The 17,441-nt window shown below is 64.4% G+C and carries 17 protein-coding genes and 1 riboswitch; of the genes, 6 read left to right on the top strand and 11 right to left on the bottom strand.

The genetic code is table 11. The features are described 5' to 3' along the window. Positions 1-21 precede the first annotated feature (21 nt). The 4 genes from thiD to thiC are packed head-to-tail and all read right to left on the bottom strand — an operon-like array spanning position 22 to position 3,667. Positions 22-753, bottom strand: a complete 732-nt coding sequence (gene thiD, locus E1742_RS20465) for a bifunctional hydroxymethylpyrimidine kinase/phosphomethylpyrimidine kinase (RefSeq protein ID WP_134386983.1) — start codon at positions 751-753, stop codon at positions 22-24. Beyond that, a complete protein-coding gene (locus tag E1742_RS20460) occupies positions 750-1,541 on the bottom strand; it encodes a thiazole synthase (RefSeq protein WP_134386982.1) in 792 nt (263 codons plus the stop codon). Before E1742_RS20460 ends, thiD begins: the two co-directional genes overlap by 4 nt. 15 nt (positions 1,542-1,556) lie before the next feature. Next, complete coding sequence (gene thiS / locus E1742_RS20455; protein WP_134386981.1) at positions 1,557-1,760, bottom strand: sulfur carrier protein ThiS; 204 nt, start codon at positions 1,758-1,760, stop codon at positions 1,557-1,559. A gap of 14 nt (positions 1,761-1,774) precedes the next feature. Beyond that, positions 1,775-3,667 (bottom strand): phosphomethylpyrimidine synthase ThiC, encoded by a 1,893-nt coding sequence (thiC, locus tag E1742_RS20450; RefSeq protein ID WP_134386980.1) that lies wholly within the window; start codon positions 3,665-3,667, stop codon positions 1,775-1,777. 73 nt (positions 3,668-3,740) lie between these two features. Then, positions 3,741-3,843, bottom strand: a riboswitch (TPP riboswitch). 120 nt (positions 3,844-3,963) lie between these two features. Here thiC and E1742_RS20445 point away from each other — a divergent pair. From E1742_RS20445 to E1742_RS20430, 4 genes are all read left to right on the top strand, one after another. After that, positions 3,964-4,617 carry a hypothetical protein gene (locus E1742_RS20445; RefSeq protein ID WP_134386979.1) on the top strand — a complete coding sequence of 218 codons (654 nt, stop codon included), beginning with the start codon at positions 3,964-3,966 and terminating at the stop codon, positions 4,615-4,617. Positions 4,618-4,651: 34 nt separating this feature from the next. Next, positions 4,652-4,960 (top strand): hypothetical protein, encoded by a 309-nt coding sequence (locus E1742_RS20440; RefSeq protein ID WP_134386978.1) that lies wholly within the window; start codon positions 4,652-4,654, stop codon positions 4,958-4,960. A gap of 223 nt (positions 4,961-5,183) precedes the next feature. Then, complete coding sequence (locus E1742_RS20435; RefSeq protein ID WP_134386977.1) at positions 5,184-7,985, top strand: valine--tRNA ligase; 2,802 nt, start codon at positions 5,184-5,186, stop codon at positions 7,983-7,985. Between the two features lie 139 nt (positions 7,986-8,124). Next, positions 8,125-8,565: a DUF2147 domain-containing protein gene (locus E1742_RS20430; protein ID WP_134386976.1), complete on the top strand. Its 441-nt coding sequence runs from the start codon at positions 8,125-8,127 to the stop codon at positions 8,563-8,565. Positions 8,566-8,647: 82 nt separating this feature from the next. Here the strand turns inward: E1742_RS20430 and E1742_RS20425 are convergent, their stop codons facing one another. Further along, complete coding sequence (locus E1742_RS20425) at positions 8,648-10,861, bottom strand: NADP-dependent malic enzyme (RefSeq protein ID WP_134386975.1); 2,214 nt, start codon at positions 10,859-10,861, stop codon at positions 8,648-8,650. 165 nt (positions 10,862-11,026) lie between these two features. Here E1742_RS20425 and E1742_RS20420 point away from each other — a divergent pair, with 165 nt between their 5' ends. Beyond that, positions 11,027-11,791, top strand: a complete 765-nt coding sequence (locus tag E1742_RS20420) for a glutaminyl-peptide cyclotransferase (RefSeq protein WP_134386974.1) — start codon at positions 11,027-11,029, stop codon at positions 11,789-11,791. Between the two features lie 92 nt (positions 11,792-11,883). Next, complete coding sequence (locus E1742_RS26430; RefSeq protein ID WP_229466144.1) at positions 11,884-12,585, top strand: PEP-CTERM sorting domain-containing protein; 702 nt, start codon at positions 11,884-11,886, stop codon at positions 12,583-12,585. A 21-nt stretch (positions 12,586-12,606) separates the two neighbouring features. On the opposite strand, the gene E1742_RS20410 is transcribed toward E1742_RS26430, so the two are convergent. The 6 genes from E1742_RS20410 to E1742_RS20385 form a co-directional block, all read right to left on the bottom strand. Continuing rightward, on the bottom strand, positions 12,607-13,059 hold the full coding sequence (locus E1742_RS20410) for a YaiI/YqxD family protein (protein WP_134386973.1): 453 nt from the start codon (positions 13,057-13,059) through the stop codon (positions 12,607-12,609). After that, on the bottom strand, positions 13,059-14,108 hold the full coding sequence (gene ruvB / locus E1742_RS20405) for a Holliday junction branch migration DNA helicase RuvB (RefSeq protein ID WP_134386972.1): 1,050 nt from the start codon (positions 14,106-14,108) through the stop codon (positions 13,059-13,061). The genes E1742_RS20410 and ruvB overlap by 1 nt, the downstream gene beginning before the upstream one ends. A 3-nt stretch (positions 14,109-14,111) precedes the next feature. Further along, entirely contained in the window at positions 14,112-14,693 is a 582-nt protein-coding gene (gene ruvA / locus E1742_RS20400; RefSeq protein ID WP_134386971.1) for a Holliday junction branch migration protein RuvA, read from the bottom strand. Between the two features lie 33 nt (positions 14,694-14,726). Further along, positions 14,727-15,272 carry a crossover junction endodeoxyribonuclease RuvC gene (gene ruvC / locus E1742_RS20395; protein WP_134386970.1) on the bottom strand — a complete coding sequence of 182 codons (546 nt, stop codon included), beginning with the start codon at positions 15,270-15,272 and terminating at the stop codon, positions 14,727-14,729. Positions 15,273-15,503: 231 nt separating this feature from the next. Further along, on the bottom strand, positions 15,504-17,090 hold the full coding sequence (purH, locus tag E1742_RS20390) for a bifunctional phosphoribosylaminoimidazolecarboxamide formyltransferase/IMP cyclohydrolase (protein WP_134386969.1): 1,587 nt from the start codon (positions 17,088-17,090) through the stop codon (positions 15,504-15,506). A 113-nt stretch (positions 17,091-17,203) separates the two neighbouring features. Further along, positions 17,204-17,437 (bottom strand): helix-turn-helix domain-containing protein, encoded by a 234-nt coding sequence (locus tag E1742_RS20385; RefSeq protein WP_107140775.1) that lies wholly within the window; start codon positions 17,435-17,437, stop codon positions 17,204-17,206. Positions 17,438-17,441: the final 4 nt, after the last annotated feature.

The following is a 17,441-nucleotide window of genomic DNA, read 5'->3' as shown; positions in this document are numbered from 1 at the left end:
ATCCTAGTCTCCATCGATATGTCAGCGCAGCGGTATGTGCTGGCCCGCGCCGATCCGGTAGGCCGCGGCCAGCGTGGCATGCGTGTAGGCCTGTGCCCGCTCCAGCGCCTCGCTCATCGGCCAGCCCTGCGCCAGCAGTCCCGCCAGCGCGGCGGCCAGCGTGCAGCCGCTGCCGTGAAAACTGCCCGGCAGGCGTGGCCACGTCCAGCTGCGCCCGCACCAGCGGTTGACGACTTCGCCGCCCTCGTCATGGCCGCCCGTGACCAGCGCACGGTCGCTCTCCAGCAGGCCCAATGCTGCGGCCTCGGGACCGTTCGGCGTGACAACGGTCGCCAGCGCCAGCAGCGGCGCCAGCGCCGCCACGGCATCGCCCCGGCCCAGGCGATCGCCATGGCCGCTGGCCAGTACGGGGTCCAGTACCACCGGCAGCGTGCCGTCCTCAAGCCGCAGTTCCGCGATCACCTGCGCAATGGTGCGGGCATTGTCCGCGCTGCCCGGAATGCCGATCTTGACCGCGTCGATGCGGCAGGCCGCCGTCAGCGCGCGCGCCTGCCTCAGCACCAGTTCCGGTGCGACCGGCATGACTTCGTAGACGCGGTTGTGGTCCTGCACCGTCAGCGCCGTCACGACCGCCAGCGGATGCGCGCCGACCGCCGTGACGGCCTGCACGTCCGCGGCGATACCGGCACCGGCCGACGGGTCCGAGCCGGCAAATACCAGCACGCACTCCCGCGCACCGCCGTGCTTCGTCATGCAACCCGGCCGGCCATCGGCGACGACGGCGAAGCGGCAAAGCGGCGCGGCATGCGTCCGGCCAGATATGCCTCGCGTCCGGCCAGCACGGCAAGACGCATGGCGCCGGCCATGCGTACCGGGTCCTGCGCCGCCGCGATGGCCGTGTTCATCAGCACACCGTCGCAGCCCAGTTCCATGGCGATGGCCGCATCGGACGCCGTGCCGACACCGGCATCGACCAGCACCGGCACGCCCGCCTGCTCGATAATGAGCGACAGGTTCCAGGGATTCAGGATGCCCATGCCCGAGCCGATCAGCGACGCCAGCGGCATCACGGCCACGCAGCCGATGTCTTCCAGCATGCGCGCCTGGATCGGATCGTCGCTGCAGTAGACCATCACGTCGAAGCCGTCCTTCACCAGTTCCTTTGCTGCCACCAGCGTTTCCGGCATGTTGGGGAACAACGTCTTCTCGTCGCCCAGCACTTCGAGCTTGACGAGCTTGTGGCCGTTCAGCAGCTCACGCGCCAGTTGCAGCGTGTAGACGGCGTCCTTCGCGCTGTAGCAGCCGGCCGTATTCGGCAGAATCGTGTATTCAGACGGCGGCAGCACGTCGAGCAGGCTCGGTGCGTTCGGGTCCTGGCCGATATTGACGCGGCGGATCGCCACGGTGATGATTTCCGCGCCCGCCGCGTCGGTCGCCGCGCGCGTCTGCTGCAGGTCCTTGTACTTGCCGCTGCCGACCAGCAGGCGCGAGTTGTACGTCTTGCCTGCGATAGTCAGCAGGTCATTCTTTGTCATGTTCATTTCCAATCTCCTTGTTCAGCCGCCACCGATGGCGCGCACGATGTCCACCCGCTCCTGCCCCTGCAGCGCCACTTCGCGCCAGCGCTGGCGCGGGACGACGGCGCGGTTGACGGCCAGCGCCAGGGCCTGCCCTTCCAGTCCCAGCGCGGCCACCAGGTCGTGCAGCGTCTGGCCCGGCGCAACCTGGCGCCGCTCGCCATTGAGTTCGATGTCGATCATCGTCGCCCTCTTCTTCACGCTTTGCTGTACAACTGCGCGCCCTTCTTGACGAATTCCACGGCCTTTTCCTGCATGCCCTGCGCCGCGTAGTCGCGCACCTCCTGCGTGATCTTCATCGAGCAGAAATGCGGGCCGCACATGGAACAGAAGTGCGCCACCTTGGCGGAATCCTTCGGCAGCGTCTCGTCGTGGAACTCGCGGGCGCGGTCCGGATCGAGGCCGATGTTGAACTGGTCTTCCCAGCGGAATTCGAAGCGCGCCTTGGACAGCGCGTTGTCGCGGATCTGCGCGCCCGGATGGCCTTTCGCCAGGTCGGCCGCGTGCGCGGCGATCTTGTAGGTGATCATGCCTTCCTTGACGTCGGCCTTGTTCGGCAGGCCCAGGTGCTCCTTCGGCGTCACGTAGCACAGCATCGCGGTACCGTACCAGCCGATCTGCGCGGCGCCGATGCCGGACGTGATATGGTCGTAACCGGGCGCGATATCGGTCGTCAAAGGGCCCAGCGTGTAGAACGGCGCCTCACTGCACTGCTCCAGCTGCAGGTCCATGTTTTCCTTGATCAGCTGCATCGGCACGTGGCCCGGCCCTTCGATCATCACCTGCACGTCGTGCTTCCACGCGATCTGCGTCAGTTCGCCCAGCGTCTTCAGTTCGCCCAGCTGCGCTTCGTCGTTGGCGTCGTAGATCGAGCCGGGACGCAGGCCGTCGCCGAGGCTGAACGACACGTCGTACGCTTTCATGATCTGGCAAATGTCTTCGAAGTGCGTGTAGAGGAAGTTCTCCTTGTGATGCGCCAGGCACCATTTCGCCATGATAGAGCCGCCGCGCGAGACGATGCCCGTCAGCCGTTTCGCCGTCAGCGGCACGTAGCGCAGCAGCACGCCGGCGTGGATGGTGAAGTAATCGACGCCCTGCTCCGCCTGTTCGATCAGGGTGTCGCGGAAGATGTCCCACGTCAGGTCTTCCGCCTTGCCGTTCACCTTTTCCAGCGCCTGGTAGATCGGAACGGTACCGATCGGCACGGGGCTGTTGCGCACGATCCATTCGCGCGTCTCGTGGATATGCTTGCCCGTGGACAGGTCCATCACCGTGTCGCCGCCCCAGCGGATCGCCCACGTCATCTTTTCCACTTCCTCGCCGATCGACGACGTGACGGCGGAGTTGCCGATATTGGCGTTGACCTTGACGAGGAAATTGCGACCGATGATCATCGGCTCCAGTTCCGGGTGGTTGATGTTGGCGGGGATGATGGCGCGGCCCCGTGCGATCTCGTCGCGCACGAATTCCGGGGTGATCTCGTTCGGGATCGATGCGCCGAACGACTGGCCGGGATGCTGGCGGCCCATCAGGTCCGCCAGCCGCTCTCCCATCGGCCCGGCCGCGCGCAGGCCTTCCAGGTATTCGCGGCGGCGCAGGTTCTCGCGGATCGCGACGAACTCCATCTCCGGCGTGACGATGCCGCGGCGGGCATAATGCATCTGCGTGACGCAGGCGCCATCGACCGCGCGGCGCGGCTTGCGATGCAGGTTGAAGCGCAGTTGCGCCAGCGCCGGGTCGGCCAGGCGGGCCTGCCCGAATTGCGACGTGGGCCCCGCCAGCTCCTCGGTGTCGCCCCGCTCCGCGATCCAGCCGGCGCGCATCGGCGCCAGGCCTTCACGGATATCGATGTTTGCTGCCGGATCGGTGTACGGACCGGACGTGTCGTACACGGAAATCGGTGGGTTCGGTTCGTGGCCGAACGACGCGGACGTATCGGCCTGCGCGATCTCGCGCATGGGCACGCGGATATCCGGGCGGCTGCCGGTGACGTAGATCTTGCGGGAATTCGGCAGCGGTGCGACGGCTGCGCTGTCCACCTCGGCGGTACGTGCGAAAAATGGCTGGTGAGGCTGGTGGTGGGCGTTCATTTGGCTCCTTTGAGGCTACAGGAGCCAGCAAAGGAGTCAGGGTGCGCGAGCGCCGGCGCAGTCGTGCGCGGCATCGCGTATCCAAAAGCTTCCCTTCGCTGGCATTATCCAGATCAGGTTCGGAGGGTATTTCTCACCCGCGCATGTCGCCATGCGCAGGACCCCTAGCGTGTGCCGCCCGCGGATGGTCCGCCGGCAGCGCCGCCATTATGCGCGATGTCGCACGATATGAAAAGCTCATCAGCGCCTATAATTTCGGCGGCGGCAGCGGGACCGCGACAGTACGGAGACAGACGATGCGCAGGATGATGTGGATGATGGCGGCCATGATGACGAATGCCAGGGCGGCGCCGGTGACGACGGCAACGGACAAGGAACAGGCGTCCTTCTTCGAGTACTACAGCGGCGCCCACGCGACCGGCGGCCTGCTGCGGCCCCAGTTCGCCGTGACCACCGTCAAGGGCAAACGCCACGTCATGGCAACGGTGGACGGTCCCGCGCAGCGGGCGACCTTGCCGCTGTGCCGCCAGCCACGCACGGTGTTCGATTACGATCCAAAGGCGCCGAAGGACAAACGCTGGAGCGAGCGCGCACCCTTGCAGCTGGTTTGGTACAGCCAGCAGCCGCAATGCGGCGCCCAGCCCGAAACACCGATCCGTCTCCTGGCGCCGCTGCCGGAAATGGAGATCCTGACGCTGATCCAGCAGCACCCCACGCTGCTCAACAACGCGCGCCTGCTGATGGCGGGGAACACCAGCTGCGCTCCGTCGCGCTCGCGCGGCTACCGGCTGACGGCGCTAGACCGTGCGAAGGATGGCCTGCCTGTGCTGGTGTTCGAGAACGCCGTCGACGAAGAAGCCCGCATCGCCGTGCGCCGCTCGCGCAACGAACTGGTGGCATGGAGTGCCGAATGCGCCAGCGCGGGGGATAGTCGCCAGAAAAAACGGTGACAGTCACCATTTTCTAATGAATATGAGATCAGCAATGACAACGCCCGCCCTTCCGCCGACCACCGATGACGATGAAGCCTGGCTCTTCGAACGAACGGTCCAAGCGCTGCAGCGCACCTACGGTTGCGCGGAAGCAGAGGCAATAGAGTTACTGAACCGATATCACATCAAATTCACTGATGCGGACTTTTGCGATGCTTACGACATGTCGGCGCAAACTACCGAGTTCTTTCATCGGGAAGAGTCTCTGACCATGGCCGACCGGATTTACTTTTACGAAGCCCTCGGCAACGAACCGGATGAGGCAGCTTTTATCAGATGGCAACGAAAGATCCGCCTGTAGACTCGCTGGCCGCCCAGCTGTCTGGCTCGGAGGTCAACTCGCCATATGCGATATCGCCCCTCTCTGTCGCAGGTCACCTCCGTAAAAATCAGGGACAGTCACCATTTCAGGAAATATTCCCTGAAATGGGTGGCTGTCCCTGGTTTTGCGCTACCGCGGCCGGCTCGCCAACGGTGCACCTCCCTTATAATGGTCCTTTTCGCCAAAATAACTTTCCCCCATCATGGAATTAGCCAAGTCTTTCGAGCCTGCCGACATTGAACAGTTCTGGCGCAGCGAGTGGGAGAAGCGCGGGTACTTCGCCGCTTCGATGGACCTCTCCAAGCCTGCCTTCAGCATCCAGCTGCCGCCGCCGAACGTCACCGGCACGCTGCACATGGGCCACGCGTTCAACCAGACCATCATGGATGGCCTGACGCGCTACCACCGCATGCTGGGCCATAACACCGCCTGGATCCCGGGCACCGACCACGCCGGCATCGCCACGCAGATCGTCGTCGAGCGCCAGCTCGATGCACAGAAGGTGTCGCGCCATGACCTGGGCCGCGAGAAGTTCGTCGAGAAAGTCTGGGAGTGGAAAGAGAAATCCGGCTCCACGATCACGGGCCAGATGCGCCGGCTGGGCGCTTCGGCCGACTGGGACCGCGAATACTTCACGATGGATGCAACCCGTTCGAAGTCGGTCTCCGAGGTGTTCGTGCGCCTGTTCGAGCAGGGCCTGATCTACCGCGGCAAGCGCCTGGTCAACTGGGACCCCGTGCTGGGCACGGCCGTCTCCGACCTGGAAGTGGTGTCGGAAGAAGAAGACGGCTCGATGTGGTACATCAGGTACCCGCTGGCCGACGGCAGCGGCTCGCTGACGGTCGCCACGACGCGTCCCGAGACGATGCTGGGCGACGTCGCCGTGGCCGTCGATCCGACCGACGAGCGCTATCAGGCACTGGTCGGCAAGACGCTGACGTTGCCGCTGGTGGGCCGCGAGATCCCGATCATCGCCGACTCGTACGTCGACAAGGCGTTCGGCACCGGCTGCGTGAAAATCACGCCGGCGCACGACTTCAACGACTATGCCGTGGGCCAGCGCCACAAGCTGGCCATGCCGTCGATCCTGACGCTGGATGCGAAGATCACGGACGACGCGCCGGAAGCGTATCGCGGCATGGACCGCTTCGTCGCGCGCAAGCAGATCGTGGCCGACCTGGAAGCGCAGGGCCTGCTGGAGCAGGTCAAGCCGCACAAGCTGATGGTGCCGCGGGGCGACCGCACCGGCGTCGTCATCGAACCGATGCTGACGGACCAGTGGTTTGTCGCCATGAGCAAACCGGCACCGGAGGGCACGTTCAACCCGGGCAAATCGATTGCCGAAGTGGCTTTGGCAAAAGTGTCGTCGGGCGAAATCAAGTTCGTGCCGGAGAACTGGACGACCACGTACAACCAGTGGCTCAACAACATCCAGGACTGGTGCATCTCGCGCCAGCTGTGGTGGGGCCACCAGATCCCGGCCTGGTACGACGAACAGGGCAACATCTTCGTCGCGCGCAGCGAAGAAGACGCGCTGGCGCAGCAGCAGGCGGCCGGCAGCACCGGTCCACTGACGCGCGACAGTGACGTGCTGGACACGTGGTTCTCGTCGGCGCTGGTGCCGTTCTCCACATTGGGCTGGCCGGAAGAAACGCCGGACCTGAAGGCGTTCCTGCCGTCGTCCGTGCTGGTGACGGGCTTCGACATCATCTTCTTCTGGGTCGCCCGGATGGTCATGATGACGGCGCACTTCACGGGCAAGGTGCCGTTCGAGACCGTGTACGTGCACGGCCTAGTGCGCGACTCGCAGGGCCAGAAGATGTCCAAGTCGAAGGGCAACACGCTCGACCCGATCGACCTGATCGACGGCATCGGCATCGACGCGCTGGTGGAGAAACGCACCACGGGCCTGATGAATCCACGTGCGGCCGAGAAGATCGAGAAGGCCACGCGCAAGGAATTCCCCGAAGGGATCGCCGCCTACGGCACGGATGCCGTGCGCTTCACGATGGCCAGCTACGCTTCGCTGGGCCGCAACATCAACTTCGACCTGGGCCGCGCCGAAGGCTATCGTAACTTCTGCAACAAGCTGTGGAACGCTACCCGCTTCGTGCTGATGAACACGGAAGGCAAGGACTGCAGCGCCAGCGATGCCGACCTGTCGCCGGCCGACAAGTGGATCGTCTCGCTGCTCAATCGCACCGAGCAGGAAGTGGCGAAAGGCTTTGCCGACTACCGCTTCGACAACATCGCCAGTGCGATCTACAAATTCGTCTGGGACGAGTATTGCGACTGGTACCTGGAACTGGCTAAGGTGCAGGTCCAGCAAGGCACGGAAGGCCAGCAGCGCGCCACCCGCAACACGCTGCTGCGCGTGCTGGAAGTGGTGCTGCGCCTGGCGCATCCGATCATCCCGTTCGTCACCGAGCAGCTGTGGCAGACGGTTGCACCATTGGCCGGCAAGGGAGACAGCGCAGGCAAGTCGATCATGACGCAGCCTTACCCGCTGCCGAACGAAGCGGCCATCGACGAAGGGGCGGAAGCCTGGATCGCGGAGCTGAAAGGCCTGACGGATGCAACGCGCAACCTGCGCGGCGAGATGAAGCTGTCGCCGTCGGTGCGCGTGCCGCTGATCGTCGAAGCCACGGGCGTCGACAGGGACAAGATCGCCGCGTTCGCTCCGTACGTCCAGTTGCTGGGCAAGCTGTCGGAAGTGCAGATCGTCGACGCGCTGCCGGAGTCGCCGGCTGCCGTATCGGTGGTCGGGACCACGAAGCTGATGCTGAAAGTGGAAATCGACGTCAAGGCCGAACGCGAGCGCCTGTCCAAGGAGATCGCCCGTCTGGAAGGCGAGATCGCCAAGGCGTCGAACAAGCTGTCGTCGGAGAGCTTCGTGGCGCGTGCACCTGCGGCCGTCGTCGCGCAGGAAAAGGAACGTGTCGCCACGTTCACCGCCACGCTGGAGAAGCTGCGCGAGCAGTTTGCCAAGCTGCCGGCCGCGTAAGCTTACGCGGTCGTACGCACCAACAAAGACGCCGGACCGGGTTTTCCCCGTCCGGCGTTTTTTATTTAGAGCGTGCCCACGAGTATTCCGGCACGACCGTGCGCTACACTAAAGCTTCAACACCTATAAAGGAGACTTCATGCGTTCATTCGTCCTCGCCGCCCTGATCGGCGCCGTCGCCCTCCCCGCCTTTGCCGACAACACCTCGCCCGTCGGGCTGTGGAAAAACATCGACGACAAGACCGGCAAGCCGAAGGCGGAAATCCGCATCAGCGAAGCGAACGGCGTGCTGCAGGGCCGCATCGAAAAACTGTTCCGCCCCGCCGACCAGGAACAGAATCCCATCTGCGACAAGTGCGAAGGCGCGGACAAGGGCAAGCCGCTGATCGGGCTGAACATCATCAACGGCATGAAGAAGGACGGCACCGAATACAGCGGCGGCACGATCCTCGATCCGGAAAACGGCAAGGTCTACAAGAGCAAGATGAAGCTGGCCGACGACGGCAAGAAGCTCGACGTGCGCGGGTATATCGGCATGCCGATGCTAGGCCGGTCGCAGACGTGGGTGCGGCAGGAGTAGTTTCGCAAGCGCGGCTGATCCCCGGTCTCGCTGCACGATAGCCGCCGGTACCGTTTGAACGCGGTCCCGGCGGCTTTTTACATCAACGCACGTCCGCCACCGCCAGCGCCGTCATGTTGACGATGCGCCGCACCGTCGCGCTCGGGCTGAGGATGTGGACGGATTTCGCGGCACCCAGCAGGATCGGGCCGACGGTCACGCCCTTGCCCGCGGCAACCTTCAGGATGTTGAAGGTGATGTTGGCCGCGTCCAGCGACGGCATCACCAACAGGTTGGCGCTGCCGGCGAAGCCGCCATCGGGTTGATACAGGCGGCGGATGTCTTCGGACAAGGCCGCGTCGCCATGCAGCTCGCCCACCACCGCCAGTTCCGGATCGCTCGCGGCCAGCAGCTCGCGCGCTTCGCGCATCTTGCGGGCCGATGGCCGCTCGGACGAACCGAAGATCGAATGCGACAGCAGCGCCACCTTCGGTTCCAGGCCGAACTGGCGCAGTTCCGCGGCTGCCAGACGGGCAATCGCCGCAAGTTCTTCGCCGGTCGGGCTGTCGTTGACGTAGGTGTCCGTGATGAACAGCGTCAGCTTGTCCAGCACCAGCGCGTTCATCGCCGCCAGCACCGGCGCGCCAGGGGCCGTGCCGATCTCGTTCTTCACGTGGACCAGGTGGCTGTCGTAGCTGCCGTGCATGCCGCAGATCAGCGCATCGACATCGCCGCGCGCCAGCAGGCGGCTGCCTTGCAACGTCGTATCGCCGTCTGCCTCGACGATCGTGTAGTCGACATCGCGTTGCAGGCGCAGGCCGGCGGCGCGGATCGACTCTTCGACCGCCGCAGCGGCGCCGATCAGCACGGGCTGGGCCAGGCCTTCATCCACCACCGTCTGAACCGCGCGCAGCACGCGCTGATCGGTGCCTTCGGCGTACGCCACGCGGCGTGGACTGGCCTTCGCGGCCGCGAACACGGGTTTCATGAAGAAGCCCGTGTGGTAGACCATCTCGGCCAGCTTGTCGCGGTAGGCGGCCATGTCCGTGATCGGACGCGTGGCGACGCCGGAAGCTTCGGCCGCGGCGGCCACCGCCGGCGCAATGGCGGCGATCAGGCGCGGATCGAACGGTTTCGGAATGATGTACTCGGGGCCGAAACGCAGGTCCTGCCCGGCGTAGGCGGCTGCCACGGCGTCGGTGGCTTCGGCTTCGGCCAGGCGGGCAATGGCCGTCACGCAGGCCAGCTTCATTTCGTCCGTGATGCGGGTGGCGCCGCAATCGAGCGCGCCGCGGAAGATGTACGGGAAGCACAGCACGTTGTTGACCTGGTTCGGATAGTCAGAACGGCCCGTGGCGATGATGCAGTCCGGCCGCGCAGCACGTGCCACCTCCGGCCGGATCTCCGGCTCCGGATTGGCCAGCGCCAGGATGACGGGTTGCCTGGCCATGCTGACCACCATGTCGGCACTCAGCACGCCGGCGGTCGAGCAGCCCAGGAACACGTCCGCATCGCGCACGATGTCGGCCAGCGTGCGCGCATCGGTATCCTGCGCGTAGCGCGCTTTGTTCGGCTCCATTTTTTCATCGCGGCCGCGATAGATTACGCCCTTCGAGTCGGTGACGAAGATGTTCTCGCGCTTCACGCCCAGGCTGACCATCATGTCCAGGCAGGCGATGGCCGCGGCGCCGGCGCCGGAGGCGGCCAGCTTGACGGCGCCGATGTCCTTGCCCACCACCTTCAGGGCATTCAGCAGCGCGGCGCTGGAGATGATTGCCGTGCCGTGCTGGTCGTCGTGGAAGACTGGGATGTTCATCCGCTCGCGCAGCTTCTTCTCGATGTAGAAGCACTCGGGCGCCTTGATGTCTTCCAGGTTGATGCCGCCCACCGTGGGCTCGAGCATGGCGATGGTGTCCACCAGCTTGTCCGGATCGAGTTCGTCCAGCTCCAGGTCGAACACGTCGACACCGGCGAACTTCTTGAACAGGCAGCCCTTGCCTTCCATGACGGGCTTCGAGGCCAGCGGGCCGATATTGCCCAGGCCAAGGACGGCCGTGCCGTTGCTGATCACGGCAACCAGATTGCCGCGCGACGTGTATTCGGCCGCCATGGCCGGATCGGCGGCGATCTCCTCGCACGCATAGGCGACGCCAGGGGAATAGGCCAGCGACAGGTCGCGCTGGTTCGACAGCGGCTTCGTGGCCACCACTTCGATCTTGCCGCGCACGGGGCTGCGATGATATTCCAGCGCGTCGGCACGCAACTGGGTATCGGCCGCGCTGTCGCGGGTATCGTCGAGACTGCTTTCAGTGCTCATGGGGTCTCCTCAAGTTTTGGTAAATTGCACCGGCTATGGCGCCGGTTCGGGATTGGTGTGCAGTTGCTGCAGGATTGCCGACATCATACCGGTTGGCGCCACGTGCTGCTGCGGACGGGCCCATTTGCCGGGACTGCGCGCCCGACTTCGGGTATTCTTGCGCGCATGCCGATCAAATCTTTATTCGCCGCCACCCTCGTGGTGGTCACCGCACTCGCCCAGGCAGCCGTGCCCACATACGGCTACATCGTCAAGAAAACCTGGCCGCACGACCCGCAGGCGTTCACCGAAGGCCTGTTCTACCAGGACGGCGTGCTGTACGAAAGCACGGGCCTGAACGGCCGCTCTTCGATCCGCAAGGTCGAACTGGAGACGGGCAAGGTGCTGCTGAACCGCGACCTGCCGTCTTCCGTTTTCGGCGAGGGCATCGCGCCATTCGGCAAGCGCCTCTTCAGCCTGACGTGGACCAACCAGGTCGGCTTCGTGTTCGACCTGGAGACCCTGCAGCCGCAGGGCCGCTTCGGTTACGAAGGCGAAGGCTGGGCGCTGACGACCGATGGCGAGCGCCTGTACATGAGCGACGGCACGGCGCATATCCGTGTGCTCGATCCGGCCACGCTGAAGGTGACGCGGCGCATCAAGGTGACGGCCGATGGCGTGCCGGTCACGCAGATCAACGAGCTGGAATGGGTCGAAGGCCAGATCTACGCGAACATCTGGCAGACCGACCGCATCGCCCGCATCGACCCGTTCAGCGGCCAGGTGCGCGGCTGGATCGACCTGACGGGCCTGGACAAGCTGTCCGGCGTCGAGCCGGGCACGGACAATGTCCTGAACGGCATCGCTTACGACCGAGCCGGCAAGCGGTTGTTCGTCACCGGGAAGATGTGGCCGAAGCTGTTCGAGATCGAGCTGAAGAAGCTGCCATAAAGCGCCCAGGCAGGTCAGCCCGTCATTGATAAATATTTACCAAGAGAATTAACTATGTTCTAATGGCTTTATTTCCAATTGACATAGTTATCATGAAAAAACTTCTTGCGTTCGCTGGTGCAATGGCCCTTGCCAGTGTTTCCCACGCAGCGATCTACACGTTCCAGTACACCGCCAGGATCGACAGCATTACCGACGGCGACGGCCGCTGGGGCGAGCCGGACGTCGAGGTAGCGTCAGCTCAAATACCGGCCGGTCTGATCGTACGGGGCGATACGGTGACCGGCACGTTCAGCTACGATCGCGCGACCGTTTCCGACAATACGTCCTCGGACGACTTCTACACGAGCAGCGGCTACAGCCAGCGCCTGGCGAACGCGGTATTGACCGCCCGTTTTACCGGCACGGGCGTGGCGTTGTCCAGCACGCCGAGCATGTACACGTGGGTCCGGAACGCTGCCAGCGGCTCGCAGTTCGGCGACAGCTTTGGCATGTACAGTTATGAATTCGGGCCCGCCCCCAGTTACTGGCGCGAAGCGATGAGCGTGGATTTCCAAGGCACGTCCACTGATGTACTCGACAACACCGCACTGCCAGGCGCGGAAATCACCGGCTTCACTAACAACACGTTCACCCTGGACTACACTCGGGCGGAGAATGGCCAGTTCGCCATGACCCGTGCAACGGGACGCATTACCTCCGTCACCCTGATCTCCGCCGTCCCGGAACCCTCCACCTACGCCATGTTCGCCGCAGGCCTCGCCCTGCTGGCCTGGCGCCGCAAGCGCGCCTGATACGGCACGCAGCGGGGCGTTCTACCGCCCCGCTACCTTGCGCAGATGCCCGTCGAGGGCATTGGCAAAGCGCTGGCGGTCGGCCTGGCTGAAGGCGGCCGGGCCGCCCGTATCGACGCCGCTGCTGCGCAGGTCGTCCATGAACGCGCGCATCGTCAGCTGCTGCTTGATCGTGTCCGGCGTGTAAAAATCGCCGCGCGGGTTGAGGGCGTAGCCGCCCTTCTCCAGCACGTCCGATGCCAGCGGAATGTCGCCCGTGACGACGAGGTCTCCCGGCTGCACCAGCCGCACGATTTCATTATCGGCCACGTCGAAACCATGCGGCACTTGCACGGCGCGCACGTACTTCGATGGCGGCACGCGCAGCAGCTGGTTCGCCACCAATGTCACGTTCATCTGCACGCGTTCCGCCACGCGGTACAGGATTTCCTTGATGACGCCGGGGCAGGCGTCCGCATCGACCCAGATCTGCATTACCACAGATCCCCGGTCAGACTGGTGCGCGGCGGCGTCAGGCCGAAGTGCTGGTAGGCGGCCGGCGTGGCGACGCGGCCGCGCGGCGTGCGCTGCAGGTAGCCCTGCTGGATCAGGTAGGGCTCCAGCACGTCCTCGATCGTGTCGGCCGCTTCGCCGATGGCCGCGGCCAGGTTGCCAATGCCGACCGGGCCGCCGTTGAACTTGTACAGCACCGCTTCAAGCAGCTTGCGGTCCATGACGTCGAAGCCGACCGTGTCCACGTCCAGCATCACCAGTGCCGCGTCAGCCGTCTCTTTCGTGATGTCGCCATTGCTTTTCACCTCCGCATAGTCGCGCACGCGGCGCAGCAGGCGGTTGGCGATACGGGGCGTGCCGCGCGCGCGGCGGGCAATTTCCAGCGCGCCGCTGTCGTCGATGTGGGCTTTGAGCAGCGCGGCGCTGCGCGTGACGATCTTCGCCAGTTCTTCCGTCGTATAAAACTCGAGACGCGCAACGATGCCGAAACGGTCACGCAAAGGATTGGTCAGCATGCCGGCGCGGGTCGTGGCGCCCACCAGCGTGAACGGCTGCAGGTCCAGCTTGACCGAACGGGCCGCCGGGCCTTCGCCGATCATGATGTCGATCTGGTAGTCCTCCAGCGCCGGGTACAGGATCTCCTCGACCACGGGCGACAGGCGGTGGATCTCGTCGATGAACAGCACATCGTTCGCTTCGAGGTTCGTCAGCAGCGCGGCCAGGTCACCCGGGCGCTCCAGCACGGGGCCGGACGTCTGGCGCAAATTCACGCCCATTTCGCGCGCGATGATGTTGGCCAGTGTCGTCTTGCCCAGGCCGGGTGGCCCGAACAGCAAGGTGTGATCGAGCGCCTCGCCCCGTCCGCGCGCGGCCGAGATGAAGATCTCCAGCTGGCCGCGGATCTTCTCCTGGCCGATGTATTCGTCCAGGACTTTGGGGCGCAACGCCCGTTCGATCGCTTCCTCGTTGGGCGACGACGGGGCCGCGTCGATGATGCGCTGCGGTGTGAAATCGTCGGTCTGGATGCTCATTGTTTAACCTTTGGACAGGGCCTTGAGCGCCGCCTTGATACCGTCCGAGACGCTCGCGCCGGCCGGCACGGCCTTCAGCGCCAGCAGCGCCTCCTTGTCAGAATACCCCAAAGCGATCAGCGCGTTCAGGACGTCCGTTTGCGCATCCGGCACAGCAGGGGCACCGCCGACGACGCCCAGGTCCGCGCCCAGCTTGCCCTTCAGCTCCAGCAGCAGGCGTTCGGCCGTCTTCTTGCCGATGCCGGGCACCTTGATCAGGCGTCCCGCTTCCTGCCGCGTGACGGCCTGCGACAGGTCCGCGATCGACATGCCCGACAGGATCGACAGCGCCGTCCTCGCGCCCACGCCCGTGATCTTGATCAGCTGGCGGAACACGGCCCGCTCCTCGGCATTGCCGAAGCCGAACAGCAGGTGCGCATCCTCGCGGATGGCCTGGTGCGTGAACAGCGTGACGCGCTCGCCCGTGTGCGGCAGATTGTAGAAGGTGCTCATCGGCACATCGACTTCATAGCCGACGCCCTGCACGTCGACCAGCAGTTGCGGCGGATTTTTTTCGAGCAGGATGCCGGAGAGACGTCCGATCATGGGTGTTCCGTAATGGGTTGAATGGGGTGTAGTTTAGCCGACCAGGCGGCCGCGCTTCATGCGCAGGCCAGCCGTGCCGCGCGCGGCCAGGTCGATCGTAGCGATGGCCGCCAGGGTGTCGTGCGTGTTGGCGTGGCAAATGGCGACGCCCAGCGCGTCGGCCGCATCGGAACCTGGCAGGCCCGGCAGCGCCAGCAGCCGCGCCACCATCTCCTGCACCTGCGTCTTCGCCGCCTTGCCCGTGCCGGTGACGGCCTGCTTGATCTGCGTGGGGGAATATTCCGCCACGCTCAGCGAAGCACTGACGAGGCCGCAAATGGCGGCGCCGCGCGCCTGCCCCAGGAGCAGCGTGGATTGCGGATTGACGTTCACGAAGACTTTTTCGATGGCCGCGCAGTCGGGCGTATAGACTGCCGTCAGTTCGGAGACGCCATCGAGGATGACTTTCAGGCGCGTCGGCAGATCGCCCTCGCCGCTCTTGATGGTGCCGGAGGCAATGTAACGCAGCTTCGTACCCTGCTTGTGAATAACGCCAAAGCCGGTCGTACGCAGGCCAGGGTCGATGCCGAGAATAATCATTGGCTGATTGTATGCAGTAAAGAAAGCGCCCGCAAGAGCGCAAGCGCAGGGGTGCGGCGAATTACTGCCGAGCTCGTGACAACATCGGGGTCAGGCACAAATGTTGTCACGAGCTCGGCTGTTTTACCGGCTGAGTTCGTGACAGTTTTCGTGCCTGACCCCGATGTTGTCAGCGACGTGATGCAGAGCTCGTGACACCCTTGGGGTCACGAGCTCTGCCGTGGGTACCGATTAATGGCGGAAGTGACGCGTGCCCGTGTAGAGCATCACGACGCCGCGCTCGTCGGCCGCGTCGATGACTTCCTGGTCGCGCATCGAGCCGCCTGGCTGGATGACGCACGTGGCGCCCGCGTCCACGACAACATCGAGGCCGTCACGGAACGGGAAGAACGCGTCCGAAGCGACGACGGAACCTGCCAGGGTCAGGCCGGCGTTCTGCGCCTTGATCGACGCGATGCGGGCGGAGTCGATGCGGCTCATCTGGCCCGCGCCGACGCCCAGCGTCATGTTATTGCCGCAGAAGACGATGGCGTTCGACTTGACGAACTTGGCCACCTTCCACGCGAACATCAGGTCGGCCAACTGCTGCGGCGTCGGCTGTTTTTTGGTGACGACACGCGTGTCGGCCAGCAGCACGTTTTTCGCGTCGGCCGACTGGACCAGCAAGCCGCCACCGACGCGCTTGAAGTCCATCGTGTTGACGCCGCCGCCCAGCGGGATTTCCAGCAGGCGCACGTTCTGCTTGGCCGACATGATCTGCTTCGCTTCGTCCGTGAACGATGGTGCGATCAGCACTTCGACAAACAGCTTGACCAGCTCGCTGGCCGCGGCGCCGTCGACCGGCACGTTGAAGGCGATGATGCCGCCGAAGGCGGAGGTCGGATCCGTCTGCAGTGCGCGTGTGTAGGCTTCGGCGGCGGAGCCGCCCAATGCTACGCCGCACGGATTGGCGTGCTTGACGATGACGCAGGCTGCCGGCTGGTCCATGCCGCCCATGCTCTTGACGCATTCCCACGCGGCATCCGCGTCGGCGATATTGTTGTACGACAGTTCCTTGCCCTGCAGCTGGCGGTAGTTCGCCAGCGCGCCTTCGACGGCGTTGCTGTCGCGGTAGAACGCGGCGCTCTGGTGCGGGTTTTCGCCGTATCGCATGTCCTGCACTTTCTGAAAGTGCACGTTCAAGGTCTGCGGGTAGGCGCCGCGCGTGGCGTGCTGGCGGTCCGGGCCCAGGCTGGACAGGTAGTTCGTGATGGCGCCGTCGTAAGCGGCCGTGTGCGCGTAGACTTTTTTCGCCAGGTTGAAGCGGGTCTCGTAGCTGACGTAGCCGGGCGAGTTGTCCGTCGTCTTCATTTCGGCCAGCACGACGCCGTAGTCGGACGGATCGCAGATGACGATCACGTCCTTGTGGTTCTTCGCCGCCGAACGCAGCATGGCGGGGCCGCCGATATCGATGTTTTCGATGGCGTCGTCCAGCGAGCACTCTTCTTTCGCAACCGTGGCCTGGAACGGGTACAGGTTGACGACGACGAGGTCGATCGTCGGGATACCGTGTTCATCCAGCTTGGCCATATGCTCCGGAAAGTCGCGGCGGGCCAGGATGCCGCCATGCACTTTCGGGTGCAGCGTCTTCACGCGGCCGTCCAGCATTTCCGGGAAGCCCGTGTAATCCGCCACTTCGGTCACGGCCACGCCGTTGTCGAGCAGCAGCTTGGCGGTTCCGCCCGTGGACAGGATGTTGACGCCCATCGCCGACAGGGCGCGGGCGAAGTCCAGCACGCCGGTCTTGTCGGAAACGGAAATGAGAGCTTGTTTGATCATGGCTATGGTCAAGGTTGTGAAGAATTCTGGTTAAGGGCGCCGCGCGGGCGACGCCTGGACAGACTCGCCGGCCAAGCGGCCGGTCACAGCCACTTGCCGGGGCCGGATCGGGCTTACAGCAGGCCGTGTTCCTGCAGCTTCTTGCGCAGGGTATTGCGGTTGATACCGAGCATTTGCGCGGCATGCGACTGGTTGCCGTCCGCGCGCGTCATTACCACTTCAAGGATCGGCTTCTCGACGGTCATGACAACCATGTCGTAGATATTGGAAGCCTGCTGCTCGCCCAGGTCGTTGAAATACTCTTCGAGGCTTTTCTGGACGACTTCCTGGATACTTTCTTTGCTCATATTC

Origin of the sequence: Pseudoduganella plicata (assembly GCF_004421005.1) — a bacterium.
Classification (GTDB): domain Bacteria; phylum Pseudomonadota; class Gammaproteobacteria; order Burkholderiales; family Burkholderiaceae_D; genus Rugamonas; species Rugamonas plicata.
Note: the sequence above shows the minus strand (reverse complement) of the source record. Positions and strands in the feature narration are given on the sequence as shown.

Bases quoted from the DNA above. Each gene is read 5' to 3' on its own strand.
- E1742_RS26430 (WP_229466144.1), top strand. From the start codon at position 11,884: ATGAAAAAACTTCTTGCGTTCGCTGGTGCAATGGCCCTTGCCAGTGTT.
- E1742_RS20410 (WP_134386973.1), bottom strand. From the start codon at position 13,059: ATGCAGATCTGGGTCGATGCGGACGCCTGCCCCGGCGTCATCAAGGAA.
- E1742_RS20385 (WP_107140775.1), bottom strand. From the start codon at position 17,437: ATGAGCAAAGAAAGTATCCAGGAAGTCGTCCAGAAAAGCCTCGAAGAG.
- E1742_RS20445 (WP_134386979.1), top strand. From the start codon at position 3,964: ATGCGCAGGATGATGTGGATGATGGCGGCCATGATGACGAATGCCAGG.
- E1742_RS20435 (WP_134386977.1), top strand. From the start codon at position 5,184: ATGGAATTAGCCAAGTCTTTCGAGCCTGCCGACATTGAACAGTTCTGG.
- thiS (WP_134386981.1), bottom strand. From the start codon at position 1,760: ATGATCGACATCGAACTCAATGGCGAGCGGCGCCAGGTTGCGCCGGGC.
- E1742_RS20420 (WP_134386974.1), top strand. From the start codon at position 11,027: ATGCCGATCAAATCTTTATTCGCCGCCACCCTCGTGGTGGTCACCGCA.
- thiC (WP_134386980.1), bottom strand. From the start codon at position 3,667: ATGAACGCCCACCACCAGCCTCACCAGCCATTTTTCGCACGTACCGCC.
- E1742_RS20430 (WP_134386976.1), top strand. From the start codon at position 8,125: ATGCGTTCATTCGTCCTCGCCGCCCTGATCGGCGCCGTCGCCCTCCCC.
- E1742_RS20460 (WP_134386982.1), bottom strand. From the start codon at position 1,541: ATGAACATGACAAAGAATGACCTGCTGACTATCGCAGGCAAGACGTAC.
- E1742_RS20440 (WP_134386978.1), top strand. From the start codon at position 4,652: ATGACAACGCCCGCCCTTCCGCCGACCACCGATGACGATGAAGCCTGG.
- ruvA (WP_134386971.1), bottom strand. From the start codon at position 14,693: ATGATCGGACGTCTCTCCGGCATCCTGCTCGAAAAAAATCCGCCGCAA.
- purH (WP_134386969.1), bottom strand. From the start codon at position 17,090: ATGATCAAACAAGCTCTCATTTCCGTTTCCGACAAGACCGGCGTGCTG.
- thiD (WP_134386983.1), bottom strand. From the start codon at position 753: ATGACGAAGCACGGCGGTGCGCGGGAGTGCGTGCTGGTATTTGCCGGC.
- ruvB (WP_134386972.1), bottom strand. From the start codon at position 14,108: ATGAGCATCCAGACCGACGATTTCACACCGCAGCGCATCATCGACGCG.
- ruvC (WP_134386970.1), bottom strand. From the start codon at position 15,272: ATGATTATTCTCGGCATCGACCCTGGCCTGCGTACGACCGGCTTTGGC.
- E1742_RS20425 (WP_134386975.1), bottom strand. From the start codon at position 10,861: ATGAGCACTGAAAGCAGTCTCGACGATACCCGCGACAGCGCGGCCGAT.